Genomic DNA, 25,583 nt, shown 5'->3' on the forward strand with positions numbered 1-25,583 from the left:
CGACGCCTGCCGCCGCCGGCGCCGCTGCCGCCTCAACTCGCTGACCAGTGACGACCGGTCGCCCCGAACGCGGCGGGTGCTGGCTGCATGTGTCCATTCCCACACGCTCCGCGTCCGGGCATGGAGCTCACGTGATCTCGGAGGAGGGGAGGGCCGGGGGAGGGGAGAGGGGGAGTTGGGGAGCTGGGGAGTAGAGGTCAGGTCGGGGTCGGTAGGGGTCGGGTGGATGTCAGGTAGGAGGGGTCAGTTGAGGAAGAGGCAGAAGGGGTGGCCTGCCGGGTCGTACAGCACCCGTACATCGTCCTGGGGCTGGTGCTCGGCTCGTACCGCGCCGTGGGCGACCGCATACCGCTCGGCCTCGTCGAGATCGTCGACGCGAATATCGAGATGAAGGATCTTCTGCTGTTCGTCGGGGAGTTCGGGCCACACCGGTGGCCGGTAGCCCGGTTCGGACTGGAAGGACAAACCGGTGCCGCCGTCCGGGCATCTGAGCAGTACCCAGTCCGGTTCGCTGGCGGTTACGCCCCAGCCCAGCAGTCGTCCGTAGAAGCCGGCCAGCTGATGGGCGTCCGGGCAGTCCAGGACGATCGTCGCGAGCGAGAAGCGAGGTTTCCTCGTCACCTTCCGCTACTCCCTTTCTCGGGTTGGTCGGGAGTTTCCTCGGCTCTGCCGCGGCCTGTGGTTGACCGCAGGGAACTCCCCTGATCGGGTGATGCCCTCATACCGCGCTGCGGCGATTTTCGGCGGCCAGTTGCTGTCGGGCGTCGTATGCGCGGCACATCATGCTCTCTTCCCGACCGCGATTGTCAGTGGTGGCCCGTACGGTGGGATCCGTAACTATCCGAGCTGCTGGCGCTTCTCGGACCCGCCCCGCTCCTGTGACAGCGCACGGGAGCGGGGCGCCAACAATCCGTGACGGCACCGGGCCGTTCCCGTGGTGACGCAGCACCGTTTCCTGAGGCGCGCCCGGCGGGCCTGAGTGACGATGGAAGGGCCAAGCCGTATCGGGAGGCCGCCATGGATTACCCGGAACGCTATGAGCTGGTGTTTCAAGCCCCCGCCGTAGAGGACGACGTGGTGGTCGTCCGCCGCACCGAGCGGGCCGGAGCGGGCGGCTATCCGGTCTACGAGGACGAATCGGGGATCGTACGCGCGGAGATCAGTGACCGGGGTGAGGTGCGCATGCTGGCCAGCGGCGGACATCAGGCACCCCGTACACCGCTCCTCGCGCGGCCGCTCGGTCGCTGAGTGGCTTACGCCCGCTCGTACCCAGGAGTGCGTCTCGCGCCAGCCCTCTTCGTGCACTCTCGGTAAGCGGGCGAGCGTGACGCGTAAGGGGTGGGAGATGAGGCCCAGGGACGTGTCGCGAAAGGCGTGGGAGGGGAGATCCCAGGGCTGTGTTGCGTCATGCAGGGGAGGGAAGGAAGGTGCCAGTTCCCAGGATCCAGGTCCCAGGCAGGTCGACGGAGCGGTCGGCGATTCGGCTAGAGGCCGCGTAGATGCGGCCGTCGCCGTGGTGGGGTCTCGTCTTCGTCCGGGAGGTCGGCGGGCTCGGCGTCGTCGTCCGCGTTGTCCTCGGGCGGGGCGTGGCTGACCTCGGGGTCTTCGGGGGCCGGGTCGGTGGTCTGTCCTTGGAGTACGGCCATGGCGCGTTCGAGCGTTTCTCCGGTGACCTGCATCCGGATTCTGGCCAGTCGTTCTAGCTCGGTACGCGACACCACGTCAGAGTACCTGTCGCCACTTCAAACCTCGGGGGCACCCAAGAATCCGTGCAGAAAGGGTAGTTGACGGGTGGTCGTGCGTGTTGGGGGTGGGGGGCGGGAGACGCCGACGGGTTGGCTCTGTCTGCCTGCTCTGTTTCCCGTCGTGCCTCCTGTCGTGTTTCCTGTCGCGCTTCCTGCTGTGCTCACCACGCCATGGCCGTACTTCGGTGCGCTCGGTGTCGGTTCGGCTATGTGGCCAGGGGGGCGAGCGCGCGGTCGACGGCTGCTTCGGCATGCAGTCGGGTGGTGGGGAAGACAGGGACCGGGCTGTGCTCGGCGCCGATGAGCAACTCGATCTCGGTACAGCCCAACACGATGCCTTCGGCGCCGGCCGCCACCAGATCGTCGATGACTGCCTTGAAGGCCGCCCGGGACTCCTCGCGGACGATGCCGAGGCACAGCTCGTCGTAGATCACCTTGTGGACGGTGCTGCGGCCGGCTGCGTTCGGGACGAGGACGTCGAGCCCGTGGCGTGCGAGGCGGCCGCGGTAGAAGTCCTGCTCCATGGTGAAGGCGGTGCCCAGCAGTCCGATGCGGCGTAGTCCGTGGGCACGGACGGCCTCCGCCGTGGTGTCGGCGAGGTGCAGGAGCGGGACGGAGGTCGCGGCGGCCACCTGATCGGCGACCTTGTGCATGGTGTTGGTGCAGATCAGCAGCATGTCCGCGCCGGCCGCCGCCAGCGCCTTGGCCGCGTCGGCGAGTATCTCGGCGGCCTCTTCCCAACGGCCTTCGACCTGCAGCCGTTCGATCTCGGCGAAGTCCACGGAGTAGAGCACGCACTTGGACGAATGCAGGCCGCCCAGACGCTCGCGGGTGAGCTCGTTGAGCAGCCGGTAGTACTCCGCCGTGGACTCCCAGCTCATCCCGCCGAGCAGCCCGATTGTTCGCATTTCCATGGGGTCACTGTGGCACAGGGGGTCACGGGGGCACAGGCGTGCGGGGTGGCGAGGTGATCTCCCGGGGGTGCAATGGGGGGCTCTGGCTCTGGGGTCTTCTGTGGGAGGTGCTCTGTGGGAGGTGCTTTCCGGCTCTCCGGCGGGTGGGTGAATCGCGCAGTGGTCTTGCGCGGATGAGTCGCACATGCGGTCTCGCGCACTCGGTCTCGCATATGTGGGCTCGGCGACTCGGTCTCGCGCATTGGTCTGGACATGGCCAACTTGGCCTGGTTAGCCTTCCGTTGAGCCTTGGTTGGTCTAGACCTGGGTTCGTCTCTACATGTGCGTGCGCGCGATGCCTGTCTCCCCCACTCTCTCCCCACGCTCTCCCACCCCTCACCCCTCACCCCCCCCACCCCCTCCGGCCGCCCCGTCCCGCCTCGGCCCCGCTCCGTCCTTCTCCTGGGCCCGCGGCATCTGGCGGCCGTGTGAAGGAGTTTCGCCATGAGAACACGTATGGCCGCGGTGCTGAGCGCCGCCACACTGGCCGTCGGTGTCGCCCTCGTCGTGCCGACGGGACCTGCGGCGGCCGCGGCGGGTTGCTCCTCCTGTACCGCCGCTCCGGCCGGGTCCCAGGCTGATGCGCGAGCCGGTGCACGAGCCGGGGGCACGAGCCGATGCGCGGGCCGACGTCCGAGCCGAGGAATTCGTGGTCAGCGAGGCGCAGTTCAACGAGATGTTCCCGAACCGGAACCCGTTCTACACGTACAGCGGACTGACCGCGGCGCTCAGCGCCTACCCGGAGTTCGCGAACACCGGGAGCGACACCGTGCGGCGCCAGGAGGCCGCGGCGTTCCTCGCGAACGTCGGCCATGAGACCGGTGGGCTCGTCTACTTGGTGGAGCAGAACACCGCGAACTACCCCCACTACTGCGACGCCAGTCAGCCGTACGGATGCCCGGCCGGGCAGGCCGCCTACTACGGCCGCGGGCCGCTCCAGCTCAGCTGGAACTTCAACTACAAGGCCGCGGGCGACGCGTTGGGGATCGATCTGCTGAACAATCCCTATCTGGTGGAGCAGGACCCCGCCGTCGCCTGGAAGACGGCGCTCTGGTACTGGAACACCCAGAACGGCCCAGGCACCATGACGCCGCATCAGGCCATGGTCAGCGGCGCCGGTTTCGGGGAGACCATCCGCAGCATCAACGGTTCCCTCGAATGCAACGGGGGCAACCCCGGCCAGGTACGGAGCCGGATCGACAACTACACGAACTTTGTGCGGATCCTGGGCACCACACCTGGCGACAATCTGAGCTGTTGAGGTGCTGAGTGCTGAGTGCTGAGTGCTGAGTGCTGAGTGCTGCACCTGACCCGGGCGGGCCGGAGCACCCGACCCCGCCGGGCCGGGGCGTTCGACCCCGGCCCGCCCGTCAGCAGCGTGCGTGGGCCGTGATGTCCGCGCCGAACTCGTCGATCATCGCGGGGGTGACGGTCGGCCGGCACTGGGCGATGGCGGCGAGGTAGTCCTCGGTGCTCGCCCCGAAGCGGCCATGCCCGGACGCCCCCGCGCCGACCGACTCCAGATCGCGCTCGAACGACGCCTGCGCGGCCACCCGCGCGGCGTGTTCGATGTCGGCCGGGGTGAACAGCTCGCTGGCCGCGACGAGCGCCGCGATGTCCACGTCGGCCCGCCCGTCGGTGTACCGGGACCAGATCGCCGAACGGGCCGCGGGGTCCGGCGTACCGATCGGGATCAGGTAGTCGAACCGGCCCGGGCGCAGGAACGCCGGGTCGAGCGAGCGGATCGAGTTGGTCGCGCACACCAGCAGCCGTTCGTCCCGCTCGCGGAAGCCCGGTATCAGCTTGAGCAGCTCATTGGTCACACCGTGCAGCCCGCCCGGCTGGGCCGGCTCATGGCGTACCGGAGCGATCTCCTCCACCTCGTCGATGAAGACGAGCACCCGCTCCAGATCCGCGATCCGGGCGAACGCGCTGCGCAGTGCCGCCGCGAGATTGCCCTCGTCGGCCAGCCGGGACGGCAACAGCTCGACGAACGGCCAGCCGAGGCGGGCGGCGATGGCTCGGGCGAAGGTGGTCTTGCCGGTCCCCGGCGGGCCGAAGAGGGTGATCGCGCGGGGCGGCCGGACCCCGTGCCGGGCGGCCCGCTCGGGCTCCGCCAGCGGCAGCACGACCCGCCGTTCGATCAGGTCCTTCTCCGCCGCCATCCCCGCCACCTTGGCCCACAGGTCGGCGGGCAGGAAGCGTCCGCCGAGGTCCTCCAGGAGGTTGGCCGCCGGACCGTGGTGCGGTTCGACCTTCTCGAAGTAGGCCACCGCGGGCTGGCGCGTATAGCCGGCGTTCAGCAACCCCTCTCCGAGCAGGTCCTCCTCCGGCAGGACGTACGCGATACGGCTCACCCGGGCCGCGATCAGCCGCCGTTCCAGTTCCACCAGCAGCGCGCTCGCCAGGCCCCGGCCGCGCCAGGCCGACGAGATCGCGATCCGCATCACCCAGCCCCGCTCACCCGCCACGCACGCGAGGGCCGCCCCGATGGGCGCTCCCTGGTGGACGGCCACCACGGCGGGCTGCCGCGAGGTCAGCGCGCTGATGCACTCGGCGAGCGAGAAGACGGACTCCTGCCCGAGGTCGGCCGTGGAGTCGATCAGGTGGACCACTTCGGCGAGATCGTTCTCGCGGTAGTCATGGATGAGCCAGTTCACCGGTACCGCCCCTCGTTGGTCGTGCTGGTGATGTGGGTGTTGGTGGTGATGTCGGTGTTCGTGGGTGACGTGGGTGACGTGGGTGACGTGGGTGACGTGGTGATGTGGGTGTCGTGGTGAGGTAGGTGGGGTGGCAGTGAGGCTAGGGGTGGCCGGGGGAGTGGGGCCTGCTCCACCGTGCACAACCGGGGGAGCGAACCACTACGGTCCGTATGTAGCGAGAAACGCCCGCGCTCCTGAGCTTCAGCGCCCGCGCCGAGGCCCTGCCGAGGCCCCCGCCGAGGCGGAATTTGCTGGCCGGTCCGTCCCGTCCGGTGACATGCTGTGCGACGTGAACGCACCGGTAGTCCACTTCAGCTTCGCCCCTGAGCTGCACGTTTTCGTCGCAGCAGAGCACAGCGCCACCGATGCCGCCGTGGTGACCGACGGGACGTCGACGCTCGGCCATGTCGTCGAGTCGCTGGGCGTCCCGCTCACCGAGGTCGGCGGCTTGGTGGTGGACGGCACCGAGGCGACGCCCGCCCACGTGCCCAGCGCGGGCGAGCGCATCGAGGTACGAGCCGTCGAACGCCCGCAACGGGTCCCCGGTGCCCCGCTGCGCTTCCTGCTCGACGTCCACCTCGGCACCCTCGCCCGCCGGCTGCGGCTGCTGGGCGTCGATGCGGCGTACACGAACGAGGACCCGGGCGACGCCGCACTGGCGGCGCTCTCGGCGAAGGAGCAGCGGGTGCTGCTCTCCCGGGACCGCGGGCTGCTGCGCCGACGGGAGATCTGGGCCGGGGCGTTCGTCTACAGCGACCGACCCGACGACCAACTCCGCGATGTCCTCAGGCGGTTCGCACCCACGCTGGCCCCTTGGACGCGCTGCACCGCCTGCAACGGCCGGCTGGCGGACGCCGACAAGGACTCGGTGCGCGAGCAACTCCAGCACGGCACGCAACGTACGTACGACGTCTTCGCGCAGTGCACCGCCTGCGGCCGCGTCTACTGGCGCGGCGCCCACCACGCCCGCCTGGAGGCCATCGTCCAGGAGGCGCTTCGGGAGAACGCCGGCTGATACGGCGAGCAGCTGCCGGCTGACCGTTGCCCGCTGCGGTGGACGGCCCCGCCCCGCTGGAGCACGCGGGGCGGGCCGGCGCCTCCCCGGGCGGCCTCTTGGCCGTACGACTTCCTCCGGACGGGGGACGGGCGGGAGGGCATGGGGCACCGGGCACTCCGACCTTTGCGGTGGCAGCCGTGGAGCTGCGTGAGGTGCCGTGCCGTGACGTGACGTTTCGTCAGTGAATGCTCAACTGGGGTGCCTGGCACGGGAATCAAAGGGCTCGGTGGTGCGGCGGCCCGGCCGACGTTCGGGGCGAGGTTCTCCGCCGCGCGGCCATAGGTGGTCGTCTTGATCGTCGGGGCGTCGTCGGGGCGTCGTCGGGGCGTCGTCGGAGCGGCAGTCGCAGCGTCGTCGCCGGGCAGCCCCAGTCGTTGAGTCATGAACCATCTCCTGGGTGGGGACGCCCTCGCACCCCCTAGCCCACTCGTTGCGCGACACGCCGACGACGCGCGCCGTCCAACGGGTGAATCCGCTGCTTCCGGCCACCCGAAGAGCCCATCGGGTACCTCGAATGCGACGTTCTCCGGTGGTGCGCGGTCGCAATCCGGCTGACGGTGATCACGTCGCTACTGCGATCCGATGTGCCGACAAAGAGTCAGCCTTCGCAGTCGCGCCGAAAGGAACATGTCCCCATGCGCACTGCCCGCACCCTGTTCGCCTCGGCCGCTATCACAGCGGCCCTTGCAATCTCCGCGCCCGCCGCACACGCAATGATCATGGAGGATATTGCCTCGGGCAGCGGGTCGTCTGCCAGCAACAACGATCACGACAGGAACGGCGACCGCGACCGCGACCGTGACAACGGTCGTGACCACCGTTGCGACTACGGCCGCGACCACGGTCGTGACGGCGGCCGTGACAATGGCCGCGACCACGGTCGCGACAACGGCAGGGACAACGGCCGTGGCAACGGTCGTGACAATGGCCGCGACAATGGCCGCGACAATGGCCGCGACCACGGTCGTGACGGCGGCCGGGACCACGGTCGCGACAACGACCGGGACCGTCGCTGCGACCCCGGCCACAGGAGGCCGAGCGGCGGCGTGCACACCGGTGGCGGCGCGCTGGCCCAGACCGTGCTTGCCGACTGGGACCAGGGCAGCGGCTACGGCGACGACCACGGCCGTGACGGCGGCGGCCGGGACCACGGCCGCGACGGTGGTGGCCGGGACCACGGCCGGGATGGCGGCGGCCGCGACCATGGCCGTGACGGTGGCGGCCGGGACCACGGCCGCGACGGTGGTGGCCGGGACCACGGTGGCTACGGCGACCGGGACCACGGTGGCTACGGCGACCGGGACCACGGTGGCTACGGCGACCGCGACCACGGCGGCTACGGCGACCACCGCCGGCCGCACGGCGGCATCCACACCGGTGGCGGCGGCCTCGCGTCCGGCAGCAGCATGGCTGCCGGTTCTGTGCTGATGCTCGGTGGTCTGGGCGCAGGTGCCTACATGCTGCGCCGTCGTTCCGCCTCGGGCTCTGCGACGGCCTGACAAGGCTGCCCCCGTACGGAGGCCGCCACGCCGTCGCGGCCACCGTTCCTCGCGGACGGTGGCCGCGGCGATTGCGTTCCCCGCCGCCTCCTTCACGCCTCGCCGCCGTCCGTTCATGAAAGGCATCCGCACATGACCGCCCAGCAGTCGCCCCAGCCGAAAACGAACCCGCCCCGGACCCCCGCGTCCCGCCCCGTCGGTCGCGGCCTGTTGTGGTCAGCGGCAACATTTCTGCTGGGCTCGCTCCTCGTCTACAACTCCGTCGACACCTCGGCGGACCCCAAGCCGCAGTCCCACCACGCCGTGGCCGCGTCCGCAACCCCCCGGGCGAACGGCTCCCCGTCCGCTGCGGCCGCCGCGCCGGGACTGGCCCTGCCCCGCTCCGCACCGAAGCGGCTGAGGATCCCGTCGATCGCGGTCGACGCGCCCTTCGCCCCGCTCGGCCTCGGCCCGACCGGCCAGCTCGAAGCCCCGCCCCCCAACGACAACAACCTCGTCGGCTGGTTCAAGGACGGGGCCACCCCGGGCGAACGCGGTTCGTCGATCATCGCCGGTCACGTCGACACCAAGACCGGACCTGCGGTGTTCATGCAACTCGAATCGATCAAACCGGGCAGTACGGTCAACATCACTCGTGAGGACGGGGTGACCGCCACGTTCAAGGTCGACTCCGTGGAGACGTTCAGCAAGGCGAACTTCCCCAACGACCGGGTCTACGGCGATGTGCAGGACGCGTCGCTGCGGATCATCACCTGCGGGGGCGCCTACGACAGGAAGGTGCGGGACTACGTCGACAACATCGTGGTCTTCGCCCACCTCGCCTCGTACACGCGTGCCTGACCTGTCCCGTCCCCCTGTCTCCCCTCACACCTCGCACCCCGCACCCCGCCGTCACCGCTTCCCTTCCCTTTCCTTCCTTCCCTCTCCCCTTCCCGTCTTCCCGTCTTCGCGTCTCGTTCCGCCGCAATAGGACGATGCCCGGGCCGGCCACCGCGCCGGTCCGGGCACCGCCCTTTATCCGACCGTTTGCCGTTGGCGGTCAGCCGTTTTGTCTGGCGATCACAGGGCACACGCGAGGCGACGTGAGGACAGCGGACCTGAGTACCGCAGACGGCAGGCCCGAGTACCGCAGACGAGAGACCTGAGTACCGCAGACGGGAGTCCGCCTGACTCACGCGTGCACGTAATGCCACACCTCGCCCTGATGACGGGATGAAATGAACCCCGGACGTCAACAACCGCCGACCCCGCGGCAGCGCCGGAAGCCGGCCCGCGGGGGTACGCCCGCGACCGACCGCATGCTGCGCATCCTGCTGCGTCGCCGCAAACAGCCACTGAGCGCCCAGGACGTCACCGTCACCGACCGGCCCGCGGTCCGTAAGGCGGTCTCGGCGGCCGCGCTGGGCAATACCATGGAGTGGTTCGACTTCGGCGTCTATGCCTATCTGGCGGGCACGTTGGGGAAGGTGTTCTTCCCGTCGAGTTCGCCCGGGGCGCAGGTCGTCTCGACGTTCGCCACATTTGCCGCGGCCTTTATCGTCCGGCCGCTCGGTGGCCTCGTATTCGGCCCGCTCGGCGACCGCATCGGCCGTAAGCGCGTACTCGCCGCGACCATGATCATGATGGCGATCAGCACCTTCGCGGTCGGCTTTCTGCCCAGTTACCACACCATCGGCTTCGCCGCGCCGATTCTGCTGCTGATCTGCCGTCTGGTGCAGGGCTTCTCCACCGGTGGCGAATACGCCGGAGCCACCACCTATATCGCCGAATACGCCCCCGATACCCGGCGCGGATTCCTGGGCAGCTGGCTCGACTTCGGCACCTTCGTCGGGTACTCGCTCGGTTCCGGGCTGGTCACGCTGCTCACCGGCGTCCTCGGTACGGACGGACTGGTGAACTGGGGCTGGCGGCTGCCGTTCCTCGTCGCCGGACCGCTGGGGCTGATCGGCCTGTACATGCGGCTGCGGCTGGAGGAGACGCCGGCCTTCCAGCGCGAGGCCGAACAGGCGCACCACGATGCGGAGGAGGCGCGCGCCGCGGGTGGCGCGGACCCTATCGAGGAGGCCCGCCAGTCCGGTCACGGCCGGTTGAAGGAGATCTTCACCCGGCACTGGCAGGCGGTGCTGATCTGTATGGGCCTGGTGCTGCTCTACAACGTCACCAACTACATGGTGACCTCCTATCTGCCGACGTACATGACCGAGACCGTCGGCGAGGATCCCCTCACCGCGCAGCTGCTGGTGCTCGGCACCATGATCGTCGTGGTGCTCACCATCACCACCGTCGGCCGCACCTCCGACAAATGGGGCCGGCGGCCCGTCTTCATGGCAGGCAGCGCCGCCCTGATCGCGCTCGCCGCACCCGCGGTGCTGCTCATCCGGGCCGGCGGCATCCTGCTGCCCGCCCTCGGCTGCCTGATCCTCGGCCTGCTGCTGGTCTGCTTCGCGGGGACCTCGGCCTCGACGCTGCCGGCGCTCTTCCCGACCCGGCTGCGCTACGGAGCGCTGTCGATCTCGTTCAACATCTCCGTCTCGCTCTTCGGCGGTACGACACCGTTGTTCGCCTCCGCGCTGGTGCAGGCGACCGGCAGCGCCATGGTTCCGGCGTACTACCTGATGGCGGCCGGCGTCATCGGGCTGATCGCCACCTTCTTCCTGCACGAAACCGCGGGCAAGCCGCTGCGTGGCTCCGGCCCGATGGTGGAGACCGAGGAGCAGGCCCAGGCCCTCGTGGCCGAGAGCCGCACCGAGGCCGGTCGGCGGGCCAGGGACATCTGGATCCGACTGCGACACCCGTGGACACGGCACTGAAGGCGCATCACGGGCGAACGCTGCTGTCCCAGCGCCAACTGGTGAGTCGAGGACGCCCCGGAAGCACACCGCGTCCGGTGGCCCACAACAGGACGGCCCAGGGGCCACCGGCCACCGGGATGTCTACGTCCGCCGCCGCCCCCAGCGCATCCGCTGCCCCCGGTGCTCCCGATGTCCCCGGGCCGTCCACGTCCTCCGGCGCACCTGGGGCGCCCGGGGCACCTGAGGCACCTGGAACATCCGGAAACAGTCGGGCGAGCACCCGTTCGCACAGGTCGGCGGGCGGCTCCCAGGCCAGCCCCAGCCCCTCGGCCAGATCGTGGGTGTGGACCAGGGTTTCCACCATCCCCATCGCGGCGAAGCCCTCCGGATCCGAGACTCCGAACACATGGTGGGCCCGGACCTCCGGAGACGCCGTGCGCACCATGGCGACCAGCAGCGCACCGCTCGCCTCCAGCACCTGCAACAGCCCCGCCGGCCCCGCCGCGCGGTCGGCGTGCACGGCGTTCGCGGGCCCGCCCGGCCGCCGGCTCTCCCAGACGAACGGCACCTCACCGTCCAACGGCGGCTTCCTGGGCGCCAGTTGGACGGCGTAGGCGAAGAGGTCATCACTGAGGTGCTCGACCGTCTCCCAGCAGTCCCACTCCAGCGAACCGGCCTTCCGCTGCCACGCCTCCGCGGGCGCCTGGCGCAGCACGGCCAGCGCGAGCTGCACACAACGGTCGAGGTCGTCCGCGGTCACCGTGAGGGGGGACCGGGACGCGAGCGCAGAAGACTCGGATACGGCACGGCCGCCGAGACGGGAACTGGCGCTGGCACTCGTACTGGCACTGGTGCTGGCACTGGTACTGGCACTGCGTGTTGACCGGGACATGAGGGGACCGTACCCGACCGTAGGGGCCCCTCCTGACCCGACCTAAGGGCCCCTCCTGCGGGCCTCCGCCCCAATCTGACGGTCTATCGTGGGCGCATGTCCGCCCCAGAACTGATCCGCATCGTCTCCCGCGACTCGCCGATGGCCCTGGCCCAGGTGGAGCGAGTACGCACCGAACTCGCCGCGCTCCACCCCGGTATCGCCACCGAGGTCATCCCGGTCAAGACCACCGGTGACCGCTGGATGGGGGCGCTCTCCCAGGTCGAGGGGAAGGGCGCGTTCACCAAGGAGGTCGACGCCGCCCTGCTCGCCGGTGAGGCGGATCTCGCGGTGCACTGCGTCAAGGACATCCCGGGTGACCGCCCGCTGCCGGCCGGTACGACCTTCGCCGCGTTCCTGGAGCGCGATGACGTACGCGATGCGCTGATCGACCCGGGCGGCCGTACGCTCGACGAGCTCCCCGCCGGCACCCGGATCGGTACCTCATCGGTCCGGCGGATCGCCCAGCTCGCCGCCTCGCACCCGCACCTCCAGTGCGTGCCGATGCGGGGCAACGCCAACCGCCGCATGGAGAAGCTCGCGGCCGGCGAGGCGGATGCGCTGCTGCTGGCCGTCTCCGGTCTTGAGCGCATCGGCCGGACGGACGTGATCACCCAGATCCTGTCCGTCGACGAGATGTGTCCGCCCATCGGCGCGGGCGTGCTGGCGCTCCAGTGCCGCGAGGGCGACACCGGGACCATCGACGCGGTCAGCGGTCTGGGCCACCCCCGGACGTACCAGGAGACCACGGCCGAGCGCATGCTCCTGCACGTCCTGCAGGGGCACTGCAACAGCCCGATCGCCGGTTACGCCACCACCGACCGCCGCGGCGAACTCTCCCTGCGTGCCTGCGTCTTCACCCCGGACGGCAAGACGGTCCTCAATGCCCACGAATGGGCCGGCCCGCTCACCCCCGAGACGCTCGGCACTTCCGTGGCCGTGGCCCTCCTGCGCCAGGGCGCCCGCGAACTCATCGACGGCATCCCGCACTGAGCCCGCGCTTAGGTGGGAAGCGGTATGAAGCGGTAGGAAGGGTAGGGAGCCGAGGCCGGCCGCTTCCTTCCGCCTCAGAGATGAGTGGATGACGACTGCCGGCCCGGTGGCCTGTCACCGCCCGCCCTCTGCCGCGGTACGACCACGATCTGGTCGTCGTCCTCGTAGATGATGTGGCCCGGATCGGTGGACTCCAGTCGTTCGCACGGGACGCCGTGGGCGGCCAGCAGGTGCAGATAACCGTCCACGCGGTCGATGAGGTGGGTTGCGGTGATCTTGAACCAGGCGACCGCACCCGGGTTCCGTTGCCGGTCGTAGACGAGTGGGTCGGTGTCGGACGGATTGGGGTAATGGGCGTCGTACCAGTCGTTGCCGGCGCGCCAGAAGCGGTACTGCTCCTCGTTCAGTCTGCCGTCCCGCGCGAGCCCGTTGGCCAGGGCGAAGATGCCGGGGAAGTGACCGTGCGGGCTGCGTGTCGTGCCTTGGAACCGCACGTAGCGGGCCTGGGACATGGGGCTGGCCTCCGGTGGGGGAGAGGGGTGGTGAGGGGGCTGACTGCGGCGGCGTGCGCTTACGGGGCGGGGCTTGCGTGTGGTGCTGCGTAGTGGTGGGGCGCCGTTCATGGTGCGCCATCCGTTCCATGTGTGTCATGCGTGACGGCGCGTCAGCTCAGTCCGTCCGTAGGCCGGCCGGACCATGGCGCGATGGGCAAGGGATGCGGCGGGCGGGCGTGGTGGGGGTGCGCGGAGTGGGGGGTGCGGTTTCCGCGGCGGGTGTTGGTGGTGGCGGGGGTTTTGTGTGTGCTCTTCGGGTGTGCTGCCTCGGGACTGGCCGATCGGTTGTCCGTCGGTGGGCTGACCGCGTCGGGAACACCTTCGGCGCGGGCCGAGGCGTGGGCGACGCGCTACGGTGCCGGCCGTCCGGAACTCGTCCTGGTGGTCCGGCCGGTATCGCCCCGGACCGGGCTGGACGGTCCGGTGGCGCGCATCGCGGGAAGGCGTCTGACGGAACGGCTGTCGGCTGAGGGAGGGGTGGCCGGGGCACGTTCGTACTGGGCTACCGGCGCGGACCGCGGTACAGCTCCTGATCGTGGTGCGGAGTTGCGGTCGACGGACGGGCGGGCCGCGCTCGTGCTGGTCGATCTGCGGGGGAGCGAGACGGATACGGCGCGTACGGCGGAGCGGCTCGTACCGCGCTACACCGGGGAGATCGGCCCGTTCGAGATCCGGGCCACCGGGCCCGCGTGGAGCCTGGCGCAGTCGACCGACCAGGCGCGTACGGACCTGCTGCGGGCCGAACTGATCGCCGCCCCGCTGACCTTCGTGATCCTGGCCCTGGCATTCCGTTCGCTGGTGGCCGCGCTCCTTCCGGTGCTGGTCGGCGGGGTGTCGGCGATGGGGGCGCTCGCCGTGTTGTGGGCGCTCACCGCCGTCACGGACGTCTCGGTCTTCGCGGTCAACCTCATCGGCGCGCTCGGATTCGGACTGGCCGTGGACTACGCCCTGTTCATCGTCGCCCGGTTCCGTGAGGAGCGGGCCCATGGGCGGAGCGCGGAGGACGCGGCGCGGGCCGGCGTGGCGACGGCCGGCCGTACGGTCGCGGTGTCGGCCGGAACGGTCACCGCGGCCCTGGCAGCGCTGTTGGTGTTCCCCTTCTCGTTCCTGCGCTCGATGGCGTACGCCGGCATGGTGGTGGTCGTACTCGCCGCCCTCACCGCCGTGTTGGTGCTCCCGGCGGTACTGGTCCGCTGGGGGAGCCGGGTGACGGCGCTGGATCCGCTGGGACGGTTCCGATGGGCACCCGCGCCGACGATCGGCGGGGACAGTCCGTTGTGGCGCACGGTCGCCCGGGCGGTCACCCGGCGGCCGGTGTGGTGGGGAGCGGCCTGCCTGGTGGTGCTGGCGGTGCTGGTGCTGCCGTTCGCACACGGTCGACCCGGGCTGGCCGATGAACGGATCCTGCCGGCGGGCACCGAAGCACATGCGACCGCCGATCTCGTACGGAGGCAAGGGGGGACGTCCGCGGAGGGCACCCTCGCGGTGGTCCTCCCGCGCGTCGATCCGGTTGCCGACCGGGCGGCACTGGATGCGTACGGGCGCAGGCTGTCCGCGCTGGCCGGGGTACGGGGGGAGGCGACGGTGGCCGTGCGGGCGACGACGGGGCGGTATGCGGGCGGGCGACGCGTGGGGGGCGCGGCGCCGTACACCCCGCAGGCGGGCGGCGGAGCGTACGTTCCGGGGACGGGCGGGGGAACCGTTGGACGGGGGATGGGCCGGGGCACGGTGGTGACGTTGACGCTGCGGCCCGATCCGCAGTCGGAGCGTGCCGCCGCACTCGTGCACGCGGTCCGCCGGCTGCCCGCCCCCGGCGGCGCCCTGCATCTCGCCGGTTGGGCCGCCCAAGTCGTGGACGCCCGTGCGGCGTTGGCGCACCGGCTACCGCTGGCCCTGGGGCTGATCGCCGCCGGAACCATGACCGTGGTGTTCCTGTTCACCCGCAGCGTGCTGATCCCGCTGAAGGTGCTCGCGGTGGCGGCGCTGAGCCTCACCGCCGCCCTCGGCAGCATCGTCTTCGTCTTCCAGGACGGTCATCTACGGTCACTGCTCGGCGACTTCACCGTCACCGGCACCATCGACATGACCATCCCGCTGCTCCTGTTCAGTGTGGCATTCGGCCTGTCCGTGGACTACGAACTGTTTCTGCTCTCCCGCATCCAGGAGCACTACCGCGCGACGGGCGACAACACCGCGGCCATCGTCCACGGCATTTCCCGGACCGGGCGGCTGTTCACCGCGGCCGCACTCGCCGTGGCCGTGGCGATGGGCGCGCTCGCCTCGTCGGGCGTGCTGCTGCTCAAGGAACTGGGCGTCGGCCTTGCCCTGGCCGTCGTGGTCGATGCCACGGTGGTACGAGGGGTGCTCGTCCCGTCGGTGATGCGGCTGGCGGGGCGCGCCAACTGGTGGACGCCGGGCCGCGGCGGCCGCCGTGCTGCTGATCCCCGACAGGAGCCTCCCCGCTATGACGGGTCGTCAGTCACGTCCGGTCACGCCGAGGTGACCGACCTTGCCGTCGACCCCGGCCGACGGCCCGACCTCGATCGTCGGTGAAGCGGAGACGAAGTCCGTCAGCCCGGCCTGGCGCTGCCGCACCGCGGCAGCCAGCCCGGACTGACCGGAGCCGATCACGACCGCGTGGACGTCCTGAGGGACGGGGAAACCGGGGGAACCGGAAAGGAGCCCGAGGAAGAGGAAGCCGTGTCGACGAGTGCCGCTGCCTCCGCGAGGGTCATCCCTGGTCGCAGTTCCGTCTCCCTGGTCACACCGAGGCGTTCGCCCATGACGAGGGCGAATTCGAGAAGGGCGAGGGAATCGACGTCGAGTTCCTCGAACGTCGCGTCAGGGCGCAGTTCGTCCGTATCGATGCCGAAGGTCTCGTGGAGGGCCGTGCAGATGACGGCGTAGGTGGGGGAGGAGGCAGGGGGAGTGGTCGTCGGGCGGGGATCAGACACGAGCCGTCACGGCTCCCTTCTGTGCCGAGGCGGAAGAGGAGGAGGGGGAGGAAGGGGAGGAGGGAGAGGAAGGGGCGGAGGGCGCGGGTGACGAGGGGGTGCGCATGCCCGCCCGGACGTACTCACCGGACAGTTCCGGAGGCGGTGCCAGGCCGGCCGTTGCGGCCTCCAACCGGGTCCGGTCGTAGTGGCGGCGGGACCACCAGTGCGGCGTCAGCCCGGCGGCCAGGCGGATGAGGAACCGCTCCAGCGGCCGCATGCCTTCGGTCGTCACGTCCGGGTCAAGCGTGACGTCGAGCCAGTCACATCCGCTCAAGGCGATCTGCACCAGCTCCTGCACCGAACAGTCCTGAGGGTGTGTCACGTGATACGTCTCAACTGGCGACTCCGGCTTGACCGTTGTCTTTGCCGTGCCGGCGGCGGCGCAGCGGAGCATGGCCGTCACCGCCCAGTCGACCTGGAGGAGGTTGACGACGGCGTCCGGCCGTCCCGGCACCCGCGCCTCATAGGGGAAGCTGATGTCGTCGCCGGCCAGACCGGCGGCGCGCAGGACGAACGCCGGATTCTGTCGCTCCAGCATGCTGATCCGCGCCGCCTGCACCGCCAGCCAGTGGCGCGGCTCGCCGGCCTGGGCCGGGCGGTCGGTCACCAGCAGACTGGGGCGGAAGACCAGCGCCGGACGGCCCTCGGCCCGCGCCCATGCGCGCACCAGGCTCTCGGCGCGGAACTTGGACTCCTCGTAGAGGGTGGCAAATCCGTACTGCTCGTCCAGCGTGTCCTCGTGCACCAGGCCGGTGCGGCGCCGGCCCGCGACGAACGCGGTGCTGACGTGGCACAGCCGGGCGGTACGTCCGCCGGCGTTCAGCAGTTCCAGGACGCGGCGGGTGCCCCCCACGTTGGTGCGGTGCAGGGCCGCCGCCTGCCCCAGTGGGCTGGTGTCGGCGGCGCAGTGCCACAGCTCCTGCGTGCGCCGGGCCAGCGCCGAGTGTTCCGCCTCGGACAGTCCCAGCCGCGGGGCGGACAGCTCGATCCGTACCGGGGTGACCCGGCGATGGAACGTGTCGGCGTCCCACTCGGCCCCCCATCCGGCGCCGGCCCCAGGCCTTGCGCCGGTGCTGCGTACGGCCCGCAGCAGTCGTTCGCGGGCCGAGACCGGATCGCCCCGGACGAGGGCGCAGACGGGACGGTCGTCCCTGCGCAGCAGCGCGGCGAGGAGATGTGCGCCGAGAAAGCCGGTGGCACCGGTGATCGTGATCAACGACTCACTCCTTCGACCGCGTGCCGGCCGCGGCGCGGCAGCGTAGGCAGCGCGGGCCCGCACGTCGTGACACTGACATTCTTCCTATTTATAGGAATTTCTTGCAGTATGTCGAAGTGTCAGGGATCAGCAGCCCCGGCGCACCGGCGCACTGTTGCAATACGAGCATTCGCGTGACCTCCGGCCGCTACCGCACGCCCCGTGCCCACCGCACCGGCCGACAGGCAAACGCCCAAGACGCTAAGACGCCGCGCGGAAGACCAGTACCGCGTTCTGGCCGCCGAACCCGAACGCATTGCTCACCGCCGCCGCCATCGGCAACGGCCGTGGCACCTTCGCGACCACATCGAGCTCGACCTCGGGGTCCTGTCGCTGCAGATTCGCCGTCGGCGGGACCACCTGCTCCGTCAGCGTCAGGACCGTGCAGGCCGCCTCGATCGCTCCGGCACCACCGGCCGAGTGCCCCAGCGTCCCCTTCACCGCGGTCACCGGCGGCGGCCGCCGGAAGACCTGCCGCAGCGCCAGCGCCTCCGCCCGGTCGTTGAGGACCGTCGAGGTGCCGTGCGCATTGACGTGGTCGACATCGCCGGGCTCGATCCCGGCGTCGCCCAGCGCGGCCGACAACGCCTCGGCCGCCCCGCGTCCTTCCGGGTGCGGCGCCGTGAAGTGGTACGCGTCGCACGACGCCCCGTAGCCGGACAGGTAGGCGTGGGGGCGGGCGCCGCGGGACCGGGCGTGCTCCAGCCGCTCCAGTACGAGCACCCCGGCCCCCTCCGCCAGGACGAACCCGTCGCGGTCCGCGTCGAAGGGACGGGACGCGCCCGCGGGATCCTCCGCGCGCCGGGACAGCGCGCCCATCTGGTGGAAGCACGCGGCCGGAACCCGGCTGCACAGCGATTCGCTGCCGCCCGCCACCACCACGTCGCAGGCATCCGCGAGCAGCAGCTGGCGGGCCGTCCCCAAGGCCGTGGCCCCGGAGGCGCACGCCGTACTGACCGTCAAGTTCGGCCCCCGCACCTGGAGGTCCATCCCCACTTCGCCGGCCACCATGTTCGGCACACTGCGCGGAATGGCCAACGGGGAGATGTCCGTGGCCCGTCCCTCGGTGAGCTTGGTGAACTCCGCCTCGTAGCGCTCCATGCTCGCCGTACCCACCCCGAGGACGACACCCACCCGTACGGGATCCCAGTGGCCCGCGCCCAGCCCGGCGTCCTTCACCGCCTCACGGGCGGCCACCAGGGCCATCGCCGCACACCGGTCCAGACGCCAGGAGAGCCGCCGTCCGAGCTGCGCGGCAGCGTCGAAGTGGGGCACCCGGCAGCAGAAGTCCACCGGGAGGCCGGCGAGTGACGGCTCGGTCGCCGCGGTGGATTCGCCCCTCAGCAAGCCCTGCCAAGTGGCGGTGACACCCACCCCCGCGGGCGTCACCAGCCCGAGCCCGGTGACGGCCACGTCTCGCGCGTTCATGCGGCCCCCACCCTCCGCACCCGCGGCTCAGCGATTTCCGGCATGCGCTCAGTATTGGAGGCGTCCTACCGCCCCCGGGCGCGCCAAGCCGCAACGTCCCCCGACCAGCCGCAGCCCTACCGGGCCGGGGCGGCGAGTGCTTGCCCCTACGGAGAGGCCGTTCGGCGCACGCACGGACCGTTCCGCGCCGCCGTCCCGCACCGCCTCGTCCGCGCCCCGCCCGCGCCCCGTGCACCGTTCGCGGATGTCGTCCCGCGCACAAACCGTGCTTTCGATCATCAACGGTGATCAACAGTCTCAGGCTCTGGGATGATCTTTGCGTGCTCGCCACGCGCATGACACGATGTCCAGCGCCGCACGGGGGAGCGGTGTATCAGTGGGGACAACCTCCCTTTGCACCAAGGTTTCCGTCGACCCGACGAGGTCGGCCGGCCCCACCGGTGCTCCCTTCTTCCCGGGGCGGCGAATACCTACCGAGCCGAACCAGCGTAAGCAAGTGGAAAGAAGGAACCACCGACATGAGCACCGCCATGCAGCCCTCCGGCACGACGCCCATCTACGAAGAGCTCGTCGAGAAGCACGGCGATGTCCTCGCCGCGACCCGTGAGGCGGCGGAGCATTCCCAACTCAAGGCGTCCCAGGCCCTCGACTGGAGCGATCTGCGTCGCCGTCACCACGAGTAGTGCTCACGGGCCGGCCGCTCGCTCCGTCATTCAGTTGGTTACTCGTTCCGCTGGTTACTCGTTCCGCGGCTCGCTCGCTCGCACGGTCGGTCTCGACCACGCCGTCGCGATTATTTTCCGTTCTGGCTTGTGCGGAAGTTCTCCAACAACCGTGCCGGGGCGGCTTGTTTCCAGGAATCCACCAGGATGTCCCGGAGTTCGTCCAGGTCCTCCAGTTCGGCCAGCCGGACCCGCACCCAGTGAGAACCTGCCTCGTGCGGCGGCACCCAGAATTTGCGTGGTTCCGCGGCGATCAGTTCCTGCCGTTCATGGATCGGGCAGCGCACGGCGAATGACGTCTCGTCGTCGGGCACGGTGATGAACATCTTCCCCGCCACCCGGAACGTGGGCATGTCCCAGGCTTCCTTCTCCACCGTTTCCGGAAGGGAGAGGGCGATACGGCGGACGTCGGAGGAATCGATCACGTCACTACTCTCGATCACGTCACCACTTTAGCCCCGCCGACGACGCTCCGGACGTGTTCAGGAGGGCCCGGTGGGACCGCGGCCCCTGATCAGGTTCTCGACGTGGTCGAAACGCGCGTGCAGCGTACGCAGCTCCGCCCGCAGCGCTTCCGCGTCCTCGCGCGCATGGCTGCCGATCGCCTTGCCCAGCCGGATCGCGTCCTGCTCCGCACGTCCGACGAACCAGGTGGCGAGGGCGGCCGTGATGACGCCGAACGCGGTAATGGCGCCCAGCATCAAAAAGGACGCGATGACCCTCCCCCAGAACGTCACCGGATAGAAATCCCCGTATCCCACAGTGGTCGCCGTCTCGATCGACCACCACAGCGCCTTCGGGTACGACGTGATATTCGCCCGCGGCGCGCCTGATTCGGCGACGACGGTCAAACCGGCGCCACTGAGCAGGAGTGCGCCCATGCCCATGGTCACCCAGAAAGCAGCCCGGGCGTGCAGCCGGCGCCATGCCTCGTTCCCGAAAAGGCGATTCAGGGCGGATGCGAGGAACGACGGCACCAACGAGGGTCATCACCTTTCACTGCCGGCCTGACCGGAATTCAGGTCCGCCGGGCGAAAACCGGCTCTCGATGGAAAGCCGGTTCTCTGACGGCAGGGATTCCGAGATTAACAGGGTGCGGTGCCGCGGCCCGGTCAGGAGGACGGAACGCGGGGTGCGGCCGGAGTGTCGCCGCGTACGGCATGGAGGTAGAGCGCGAGCGTGTCGAGGGTGAAATACGAGCTGTAGGAGACGTCGGGGAAGTCACCGCCGGTGTGATAGCCGCCGATGACGCCGATCAGGGCGTAACCGGTGAAGTCCCGTACGAGGAAGGGTCCGCCGGAGGTTCCGCCGATATAGCCGGCGCAGGCGATCTCCAGGAAGTCGCCGGGGGCGGCCGGGTCGGTGCTGGTGTAGCGGTGCGTGGACGAGGTGCAGTCCAGCGGCTTGGGGTGGGTGGTGTCACTGTTGCCCGGGTAACCGATGAGCCGCACGTTCTGGTGTTGGTATCCGGGATAGGGGACCAGGTCGTACCCGCCGGTGATGTCCTCCACCTCGGCCCCGTCCGCGCGCGCCCCGAGCCGGACGACCGCATAGTCCCAGCGTGCGCCGCCGTCCGTACCGAGGTCGTAGTAGCGCTGGTCGAGGTAGATCCGGTCGACGGGGTAGATCCCGTGGGGCTTCAAGCCGTCGTGGTACTGCGGTACGAACGACAGATGCCGCTTCGGGTCGGGCGCGCGCAGGCAGTGTGCGGCGGTGACGACGAGGTTGCGGAGCGGGCTGCGGACGACCGTTCCCCCGCAGAAGCGACCGGTGTGGGTGCCGTCCGTCCAGAAGAACGTGCCGACTTGCGGCAGGCCGTCGAAGGGGTGGCTGGGCGGCACCGGATCCGCCTCCGCCGACGGGTGCGGAGTACGGAGGCTGCTGTTCCTGCTCGCTCGGGAACTCGAGTCGGTCACGACCGGCTTGGCGGCCTGCATGCGCTGGGGCGTCCAGTACGCGGCATCGTCCGATGCGGTTGCGGACGCCGCTGTCGACGCGGATGAGGGTGTCCGGTGGGCGGTTCCGGTTGCGTGGGCGAGGGAGGCGAAGGGGGCCGGCGGGGCGATGAGCGTCAGTCCGCCGAGTCCGAGGAGGAGGGCGGTGAGGAGGAGGGGGCGGCGGCCGCGTACGGCGATCGGTCTGTGCATGATCGGGGTCCTCCCGAGGGATGCTGGCCGAGCGTGGAGTGCCGAGGGTGTGGGGGCGGATGGGGCGGCTTGCGGCGTGCGCGTGCGGATGACGGCGTGGCCGGTGCGAGTGGGTAGCGAGTCATGGTCCTACGGGGAGGGCCGGTGTGGCGAGAGGGCGTACGGAGGGGCCTGGTCCGGGCGGTGTGGCCGGTGCGTTCCGGTGTGCGTTTCGCGGGGGGAGTGGGGGTGCGATTCGGATAGGGTGGTGAGGGAGGTGGTTCCCGTGGCCAGTGAGCAGGATGCGCTCTTCGCATCGGTGGATGCGTTGCTGGCGCAGGCCGGTGCGCCGGATGCGTTCCCGGAGCCGTCGGAGCGCAAGCGGCTGCGCGAGGCCGCCGGCCTGAGTCAGGATCAGGTCGCCAAGGCGCTGTCCGTACGACGGGAGACGATCACCAGCTGGGAGTCCGGCCGCACCGAGCCGCGTCAGCCGAAGCGGGCCGCGTATCTACGGTTGTTGGAGGGCCTCGCCGAGCGATTCCCGGCGGGGTCGGGCGCCGTCGGTTCCGTCGAGCCCACCCCGGCCGCGAGTGCTGTCTCCGTGCCCGCCCGGCTACCTACGCGGCCCGCGTGATCGCCCCGTGCAGGGCGGCCGGCGGCAGTGCGTCCAGCTCGCGATCCTCCCGTGGGGGGCGCTCGACGCCCGTGAGGCGCCGGACGAACTGCGTCTCGCCGCGGACGCTCGAGAAGCCCAGGCCGCCGACCGGGGCAACGGAACAGCAACTGCGCGACATCGCCGCCGAGGGGCTTCAGGAGATCTACTTCAAGGATCACGGCCGCCGCGCCGACGGACTCCAGGTGGAGTTCACCGACATCGAGTACGTGGAGCTGGAGTTCTAGGAGCGAGCCAGGTGGCCGCGGTCCATGGGCAGTTCACGAGGTCCAGATCGGGTCGTGGGGGCCGGTCCGTCCGGAGGAGCGTTGCGGTGGAGCGCCGGGTGCGGGATCCGTACCGGGCCCGCGGGGAGTGACGGAATCTGTGCTTGTTGCTGGGGCACATCGTGCTGCAATGGTCTCAACGCGCGGGAGAGGTACGGGGGTTGCTGATGGTCAAGGTGCGTGATGTGGTCCGCGAGGTGGTGGCGGAGCGTGCGGCGCACGAGCTGCCGCTGGTCGACAGTCTGCGGCAGTTCGACGACGACCGGGTCGTTCGGACCCTCGGCCGGCAGGGTCGGCGGGGCGAACCGCTGGGCTTCGGCTATGCGGAAATGGTGTCCCTGGTGACGCCGGTGGTCTGGCTCGTCCTCGACCAGGCGGCCAGGCGCGGCGTCGACATGGCCACCGAGAGCGCGCTGGCACGCGGGCGGGCGGGGCTGCGCAGGCTGCTGCGCCGTGCCCCCGCAGCGCCGGACCGGGTGCTGGTCGAGCTGGCGCGGGACGAGCTGGCGCTGGTGCGTACGCACATCCTGGAGCGCGCCGTCGAGCGGGGCATGGACCGCGAGGAGGCCGAGGCGCTGGCGGACAGCGTGGTGGCGCGGCTGGCGACGGCGCCCCACCCCGCACAAGCTGACCAGGCCGAGTAAGCAGGGGCATGATCGCGGAGATCGCGGACCTGGTGTTGGTGTTGGTGTTGGCGCTGATGCTCCTCTAGCCGTCGCTTGTGGCCGTCGTTCGTTGTCTTCGTTCGTTGCCGTCTGCAATGTTTGCCGCGGTGTCGAAGCGGGTGGTTGCCTGGCGGGACCGGCCGGCGGGACCGGCCCTGGCCGGCCTTGATCCTCGCCGTTACGGTGCCTGCCCTGCCCTTTACGGGGGCCCGCCCCGCCCGCCTCGTTCGCCGTGCGTCACCGCCCGGAGGTAACCTGAACGGAACCCTCCTGCCCCCGGTGCCGGGGAGGTCTCATGGTCGTCGGTGAGAGCCTGCGTCCCAATAAGGCGGACGCGCCGCGCTACATCCCCATAGCCGAGCACGGCCTGATCGGCGATATGCGGACGGCCGCGCTCGTCGGCACGAACGGCACCATCGACTGGTACTGCTGCGCCCGTTTCGACGCGCCCAGTGTGTTCGCGTCGATCCTGGACGCCGACCGCGGCGGGTCGTTCGAGCTGGCCCCGGACGTGCCCGCCCGGACCAAGCAGTTCTACTTCCCCGACACCAACATCCTGATCACCCGCTTCTTCGCGGACAACGGCGTCGGCGAGGTCCAGGACTTCATGCCGATCGTCGACGACTCGCGCGAGGCGGACCGGCACCGGCTGATCCGCCGGGTGCTGTGCGTCCGCGGCACGCTGCCGTTCAGCGCCCGGGTGGCTCCCCGGTTCGACTACGGCCGGCGTGCGCACACCGTGAGCAGCCACGGCTGCCATACGGTCTTCGAGTCGCCGGGGCTGTCGCTGTCGCTGACCTCCAGCGTTCCGGTCGAGATCGACGGTCCGGACGCCTGGTCCTCGTTCAAGCTGCACGAGGGCGACGCCGCGGTATTCGCGCTCGACCGTATTGGCGGGGGGCTGGAGCCGCGGGCCTGTCCGGCGACCGAGGCCGAGGAGCTGTTCGGCGCCACGGTGCGGTACTGGCGCAGCTGGCTGTCCCACTCCCGGTACCGGGGGCGCTGGCGGGAAATGGTGCACCGCTCCGCGCTCACCCTCAAGCTCCTCACGTACGCGCCGACCGGCGCCATCGTGGCCGCGCCCACGACCAGCCTGCCAGAGCAGATCGGCGGCGAGCGGAACTGGGACTACCGCTACGCCTGGGTGCGGGACGCCGCCTTCTGTATTTATGCGCTCCTCAGGTTGGGCTTCACCGATGAGGCCAAGGCGTTCGTGCACTTCCTGTCCGGCAACATCCGCCCCGAGGGCTGTGCGGCCGGACCGTTGCAGATCATGTACGGCATCGACGGCCGCAGCGAACTGCCCGAGGAGGAGCTGCCCCATCTGGAGGGGCATCTGGGCTCGGCGCCCGTCCGGATCGGCAACAATGCCGTCCAGCAGCTCCAACTGGACATCTACGGTGCCCTGATCGACTCCCTCTACCTCTACGACAAGTGGGGAGAGCCGCTGTCCAGTGAGCACTGGGACGCCATCGGGCACCTGGTCGACTGGGTCTGTGAGAACTGGGACCAGCCGGACGAGGGGATCTGGGAGACCCGCGGCAAGACACAGAACTTCCTGTATTCGCAGCTGATGTGCTGGGTCGCCATCGAACGGGCGATGCGGATCGCCACCCACCGCGGGCTGCCGGCGGACATGCTCCGGTGGGGGCGGACCCGCGACACGATCTACCGCAGGATCATGGACCGCGGCTGGTCCGCGGAGCGGAAGGCGTTCGTCCAGCACGAGGGCGACACCGTCCTGGACGCCGCCGTCCTGATGATGCCGCTGGCCAAGTTCATCTCGCCCACCGACCCGAAATGGCTCTCCACCCTGGATGTGCTGGGCGAGGACCTGGTGTCCGACTCGCTCGTCTACCGCTACGACCCGCGCAGCAGCCCGGACGGTCTGCGCGGCGCGGAGGGCACCTTCTCGATCTGCTCGTTCTGGTACGTCGAGGCGCTGTCCCGCGCCGGCCGCGTCGACGAGGCCCGGCTCGCCTTCGAGAAGATGCTCACCTACGGAAACCATCTCGGCCTGTACGCCGAGGAGATCGGCCGCACCGGCGAACAGATCGGCAACTTCCCCCAGGCTTTCACCCACCTGGCACTGATCAGCGCCGCCTTCAACCTCGACCGGGCGCTGGGCTGACGACCGTTCCCCGGCGACGGCACCCCCGGTGACGTCATGGCGGTGACGGCATCCCCGGTGGCGTGATCCCCGGTGACGGCATCCCCGGTGGCGGC

General features: G+C 70.3%; 25 protein-coding genes and 1 pseudogene. 14 read left to right on the forward strand and 12 right to left on the reverse strand.

Annotation, left to right across the window (positions count from 1 at the left end):
• Window positions 1-243: 243 nt before the first annotated feature.
• Window positions 244-621: a VOC family protein gene (locus ACFV1J_RS00280; RefSeq protein WP_385854934.1), complete on the reverse strand. Its 378-nt coding sequence runs from the start codon at window positions 619-621 to the stop codon at window positions 244-246.
• A gap of 396 nt (window positions 622-1,017) precedes the next feature.
• On the opposite strand from ACFV1J_RS00280, the gene ACFV1J_RS00285 reads away from it, so the two are divergent.
• Entirely contained in the window at window positions 1,018-1,248 is a 231-nt protein-coding gene (locus ACFV1J_RS00285) for a DUF6296 family protein (RefSeq protein WP_385854935.1), read from the forward strand.
• A gap of 236 nt (window positions 1,249-1,484) precedes the next feature.
• Here the strand turns inward: ACFV1J_RS00285 and ACFV1J_RS00290 are convergent, their stop codons facing one another.
• Both ACFV1J_RS00290 and ACFV1J_RS00295 read right to left on the reverse strand, forming a co-directional pair.
• Window positions 1,485-1,718: a hypothetical protein gene (locus tag ACFV1J_RS00290; protein ID WP_385854936.1), complete on the reverse strand. Its 234-nt coding sequence runs from the start codon at window positions 1,716-1,718 to the stop codon at window positions 1,485-1,487.
• A gap of 233 nt (window positions 1,719-1,951) precedes the next feature.
• Entirely contained in the window at window positions 1,952-2,653 is a 702-nt protein-coding gene (locus ACFV1J_RS00295) for an aspartate/glutamate racemase family protein (RefSeq protein WP_385855411.1), read from the reverse strand.
• 625 nt (window positions 2,654-3,278) lie between these two features.
• Between ACFV1J_RS00295 and ACFV1J_RS00300 the strand changes: the two genes are divergently transcribed.
• Window positions 3,279-3,959, forward strand: coding sequence for a chitinase (locus ACFV1J_RS00300; RefSeq protein ID WP_385854937.1), 681 nt, complete (start codon window positions 3,279-3,281; stop codon window positions 3,957-3,959).
• A gap of 109 nt (window positions 3,960-4,068) precedes the next feature.
• Here the strand turns inward: ACFV1J_RS00300 and ACFV1J_RS00305 are convergent, their stop codons facing one another.
• Complete coding sequence (locus ACFV1J_RS00305) at window positions 4,069-5,358, reverse strand: ATP-binding protein (RefSeq protein WP_385854938.1); 1,290 nt, start codon at window positions 5,356-5,358, stop codon at window positions 4,069-4,071.
• Here ACFV1J_RS00305 and ACFV1J_RS00310 point away from each other — a divergent pair.
• The 5 genes from ACFV1J_RS00310 (at window position 5,341) to proP (ending at window position 10,766) form a co-directional block, all read left to right on the forward strand.
• Window positions 5,341-5,478: a hypothetical protein gene (locus ACFV1J_RS00310; RefSeq protein ID WP_385854939.1), complete on the forward strand. Its 138-nt coding sequence runs from the start codon at window positions 5,341-5,343 to the stop codon at window positions 5,476-5,478. The genes ACFV1J_RS00305 and ACFV1J_RS00310 overlap by 18 nt on opposite strands.
• A gap of 199 nt (window positions 5,479-5,677) precedes the next feature.
• Window positions 5,678-6,415: a Mut7-C RNAse domain-containing protein gene (locus ACFV1J_RS00315; protein ID WP_385854940.1), complete on the forward strand. Its 738-nt coding sequence runs from the start codon at window positions 5,678-5,680 to the stop codon at window positions 6,413-6,415.
• A 677-nt stretch (window positions 6,416-7,092) separates the two neighbouring features.
• Window positions 7,093-7,956, forward strand: coding sequence for a hypothetical protein (locus ACFV1J_RS00320; protein WP_385854941.1), 864 nt, complete (start codon window positions 7,093-7,095; stop codon window positions 7,954-7,956).
• A 132-nt stretch (window positions 7,957-8,088) separates the two neighbouring features.
• Window positions 8,089-8,796 carry a class F sortase gene (locus ACFV1J_RS00325; protein ID WP_385854942.1) on the forward strand — a complete coding sequence of 236 codons (708 nt, stop codon included), beginning with the start codon at window positions 8,089-8,091 and terminating at the stop codon, window positions 8,794-8,796.
• Window positions 8,797-9,254: 458 nt separating this feature from the next.
• Window positions 9,255-10,766, forward strand: a complete 1,512-nt coding sequence (gene proP / locus ACFV1J_RS00330; protein WP_385855412.1) for a glycine betaine/L-proline transporter ProP — start codon at window positions 9,255-9,257, stop codon at window positions 10,764-10,766.
• A gap of 7 nt (window positions 10,767-10,773) precedes the next feature.
• Here proP and ACFV1J_RS00335 read toward each other — a convergent pair whose 3' ends face one another.
• Entirely contained in the window at window positions 10,774-11,508 is a 735-nt protein-coding gene (locus ACFV1J_RS00335; RefSeq protein WP_385854943.1) for a hypothetical protein, read from the reverse strand.
• A 228-nt stretch (window positions 11,509-11,736) separates the two neighbouring features.
• Between ACFV1J_RS00335 and hemC the strand changes: the two genes are divergently transcribed.
• Window positions 11,737-12,672, forward strand: a complete 936-nt coding sequence (hemC, locus tag ACFV1J_RS00340; protein ID WP_385854944.1) for a hydroxymethylbilane synthase — start codon at window positions 11,737-11,739, stop codon at window positions 12,670-12,672.
• A 74-nt stretch (window positions 12,673-12,746) separates the two neighbouring features.
• On the opposite strand, the gene ACFV1J_RS00345 is transcribed toward hemC, so the two are convergent.
• The gene (locus ACFV1J_RS00345; protein ID WP_385854945.1) at window positions 12,747-13,184 is read right to left on the reverse strand and encodes a hypothetical protein; all 438 of its coding nucleotides are present in this window, start codon (window positions 13,182-13,184) and stop codon (window positions 12,747-12,749) included.
• A 192-nt stretch (window positions 13,185-13,376) separates the two neighbouring features.
• Between ACFV1J_RS00345 and ACFV1J_RS00350 the strand changes: the two genes are divergently transcribed.
• Complete coding sequence (locus ACFV1J_RS00350; protein WP_385854946.1) at window positions 13,377-15,779, forward strand: MMPL family transporter; 2,403 nt, start codon at window positions 13,377-13,379, stop codon at window positions 15,777-15,779.
• A gap of 74 nt (window positions 15,780-15,853) precedes the next feature.
• Here the strand turns inward: ACFV1J_RS00350 and ACFV1J_RS00355 are convergent, their stop codons facing one another.
• The 3 genes from ACFV1J_RS00355 to ACFV1J_RS00365 form a co-directional block, all read right to left on the reverse strand.
• A complete protein-coding gene (locus tag ACFV1J_RS00355) occupies window positions 15,854-16,180 on the reverse strand; it encodes an acyl carrier protein (RefSeq protein ID WP_385854947.1) in 327 nt (108 codons plus the stop codon).
• Window positions 16,173-17,438: an SDR family oxidoreductase gene (locus ACFV1J_RS00360; protein ID WP_385854948.1), complete on the reverse strand. Its 1,266-nt coding sequence runs from the start codon at window positions 17,436-17,438 to the stop codon at window positions 16,173-16,175. Before ACFV1J_RS00360 ends, ACFV1J_RS00355 begins: the two co-directional genes overlap by 8 nt.
• A 240-nt stretch (window positions 17,439-17,678) precedes the next feature.
• Window positions 17,679-18,905 (reverse strand): beta-ketoacyl-[acyl-carrier-protein] synthase family protein, encoded by a 1,227-nt coding sequence (locus tag ACFV1J_RS00365; RefSeq protein WP_385854949.1) that lies wholly within the window; start codon window positions 18,903-18,905, stop codon window positions 17,679-17,681.
• Window positions 18,906-19,423: 518 nt separating this feature from the next.
• Here ACFV1J_RS00365 and ACFV1J_RS00370 point away from each other — a divergent pair.
• A complete protein-coding gene (locus ACFV1J_RS00370) occupies window positions 19,424-19,588 on the forward strand; it encodes a hypothetical protein (protein WP_385854950.1) in 165 nt (54 codons plus the stop codon).
• Window positions 19,589-19,698: 110 nt separating this feature from the next.
• Here ACFV1J_RS00370 and ACFV1J_RS00375 read toward each other — a convergent pair whose 3' ends face one another.
• The 3 genes from ACFV1J_RS00375 to ACFV1J_RS00385 form a co-directional block, all read right to left on the reverse strand.
• Window positions 19,699-20,070 carry an MmcQ/YjbR family DNA-binding protein gene (locus tag ACFV1J_RS00375; RefSeq protein WP_385854951.1) on the reverse strand — a complete coding sequence of 124 codons (372 nt, stop codon included), beginning with the start codon at window positions 20,068-20,070 and terminating at the stop codon, window positions 19,699-19,701.
• 39 nt (window positions 20,071-20,109) lie between these two features.
• On the reverse strand, window positions 20,110-20,607 hold the full coding sequence (locus tag ACFV1J_RS00380) for a potassium channel family protein (RefSeq protein WP_385854952.1): 498 nt from the start codon (window positions 20,605-20,607) through the stop codon (window positions 20,110-20,112).
• Window positions 20,608-20,739: 132 nt separating this feature from the next.
• Window positions 20,740-21,774: a trypsin-like serine peptidase gene (locus ACFV1J_RS00385; protein ID WP_385854953.1), complete on the reverse strand. Its 1,035-nt coding sequence runs from the start codon at window positions 21,772-21,774 to the stop codon at window positions 20,740-20,742.
• 265 nt (window positions 21,775-22,039) lie between these two features.
• On the opposite strand from ACFV1J_RS00385, the gene ACFV1J_RS00390 reads away from it, so the two are divergent.
• The 4 genes and pseudogenes from ACFV1J_RS00390 to ACFV1J_RS00405 all read left to right on the forward strand — a co-directional run bounded on the left by ACFV1J_RS00390 (window position 22,040) and on the right by ACFV1J_RS00405 (window position 25,488).
• Window positions 22,040-22,387, forward strand: coding sequence for a helix-turn-helix transcriptional regulator (locus ACFV1J_RS00390; protein WP_385854954.1), 348 nt, complete (start codon window positions 22,040-22,042; stop codon window positions 22,385-22,387).
• Window positions 22,388-22,518: 131 nt separating this feature from the next.
• A pseudogene (locus ACFV1J_RS00395) lies at window positions 22,519-22,653 on the forward strand (XRE family transcriptional regulator); the annotation flags it as partial.
• Between the two features lie 206 nt (window positions 22,654-22,859).
• The gene (locus ACFV1J_RS00400; protein ID WP_385854955.1) at window positions 22,860-23,336 is read left to right on the forward strand and encodes a hypothetical protein; all 477 of its coding nucleotides are present in this window, start codon (window positions 22,860-22,862) and stop codon (window positions 23,334-23,336) included.
• A gap of 316 nt (window positions 23,337-23,652) precedes the next feature.
• On the forward strand, window positions 23,653-25,488 hold the full coding sequence (locus ACFV1J_RS00405; protein WP_385854956.1) for a glycoside hydrolase family 15 protein: 1,836 nt from the start codon (window positions 23,653-23,655) through the stop codon (window positions 25,486-25,488).
• Window positions 25,489-25,583: the final 95 nt, after the last annotated feature.

Source organism: Streptomyces sp. NPDC059649 (assembly GCF_042734445.1).
Lineage (GTDB): Bacteria > Actinomycetota > Actinomycetes > Streptomycetales > Streptomycetaceae > Streptomyces.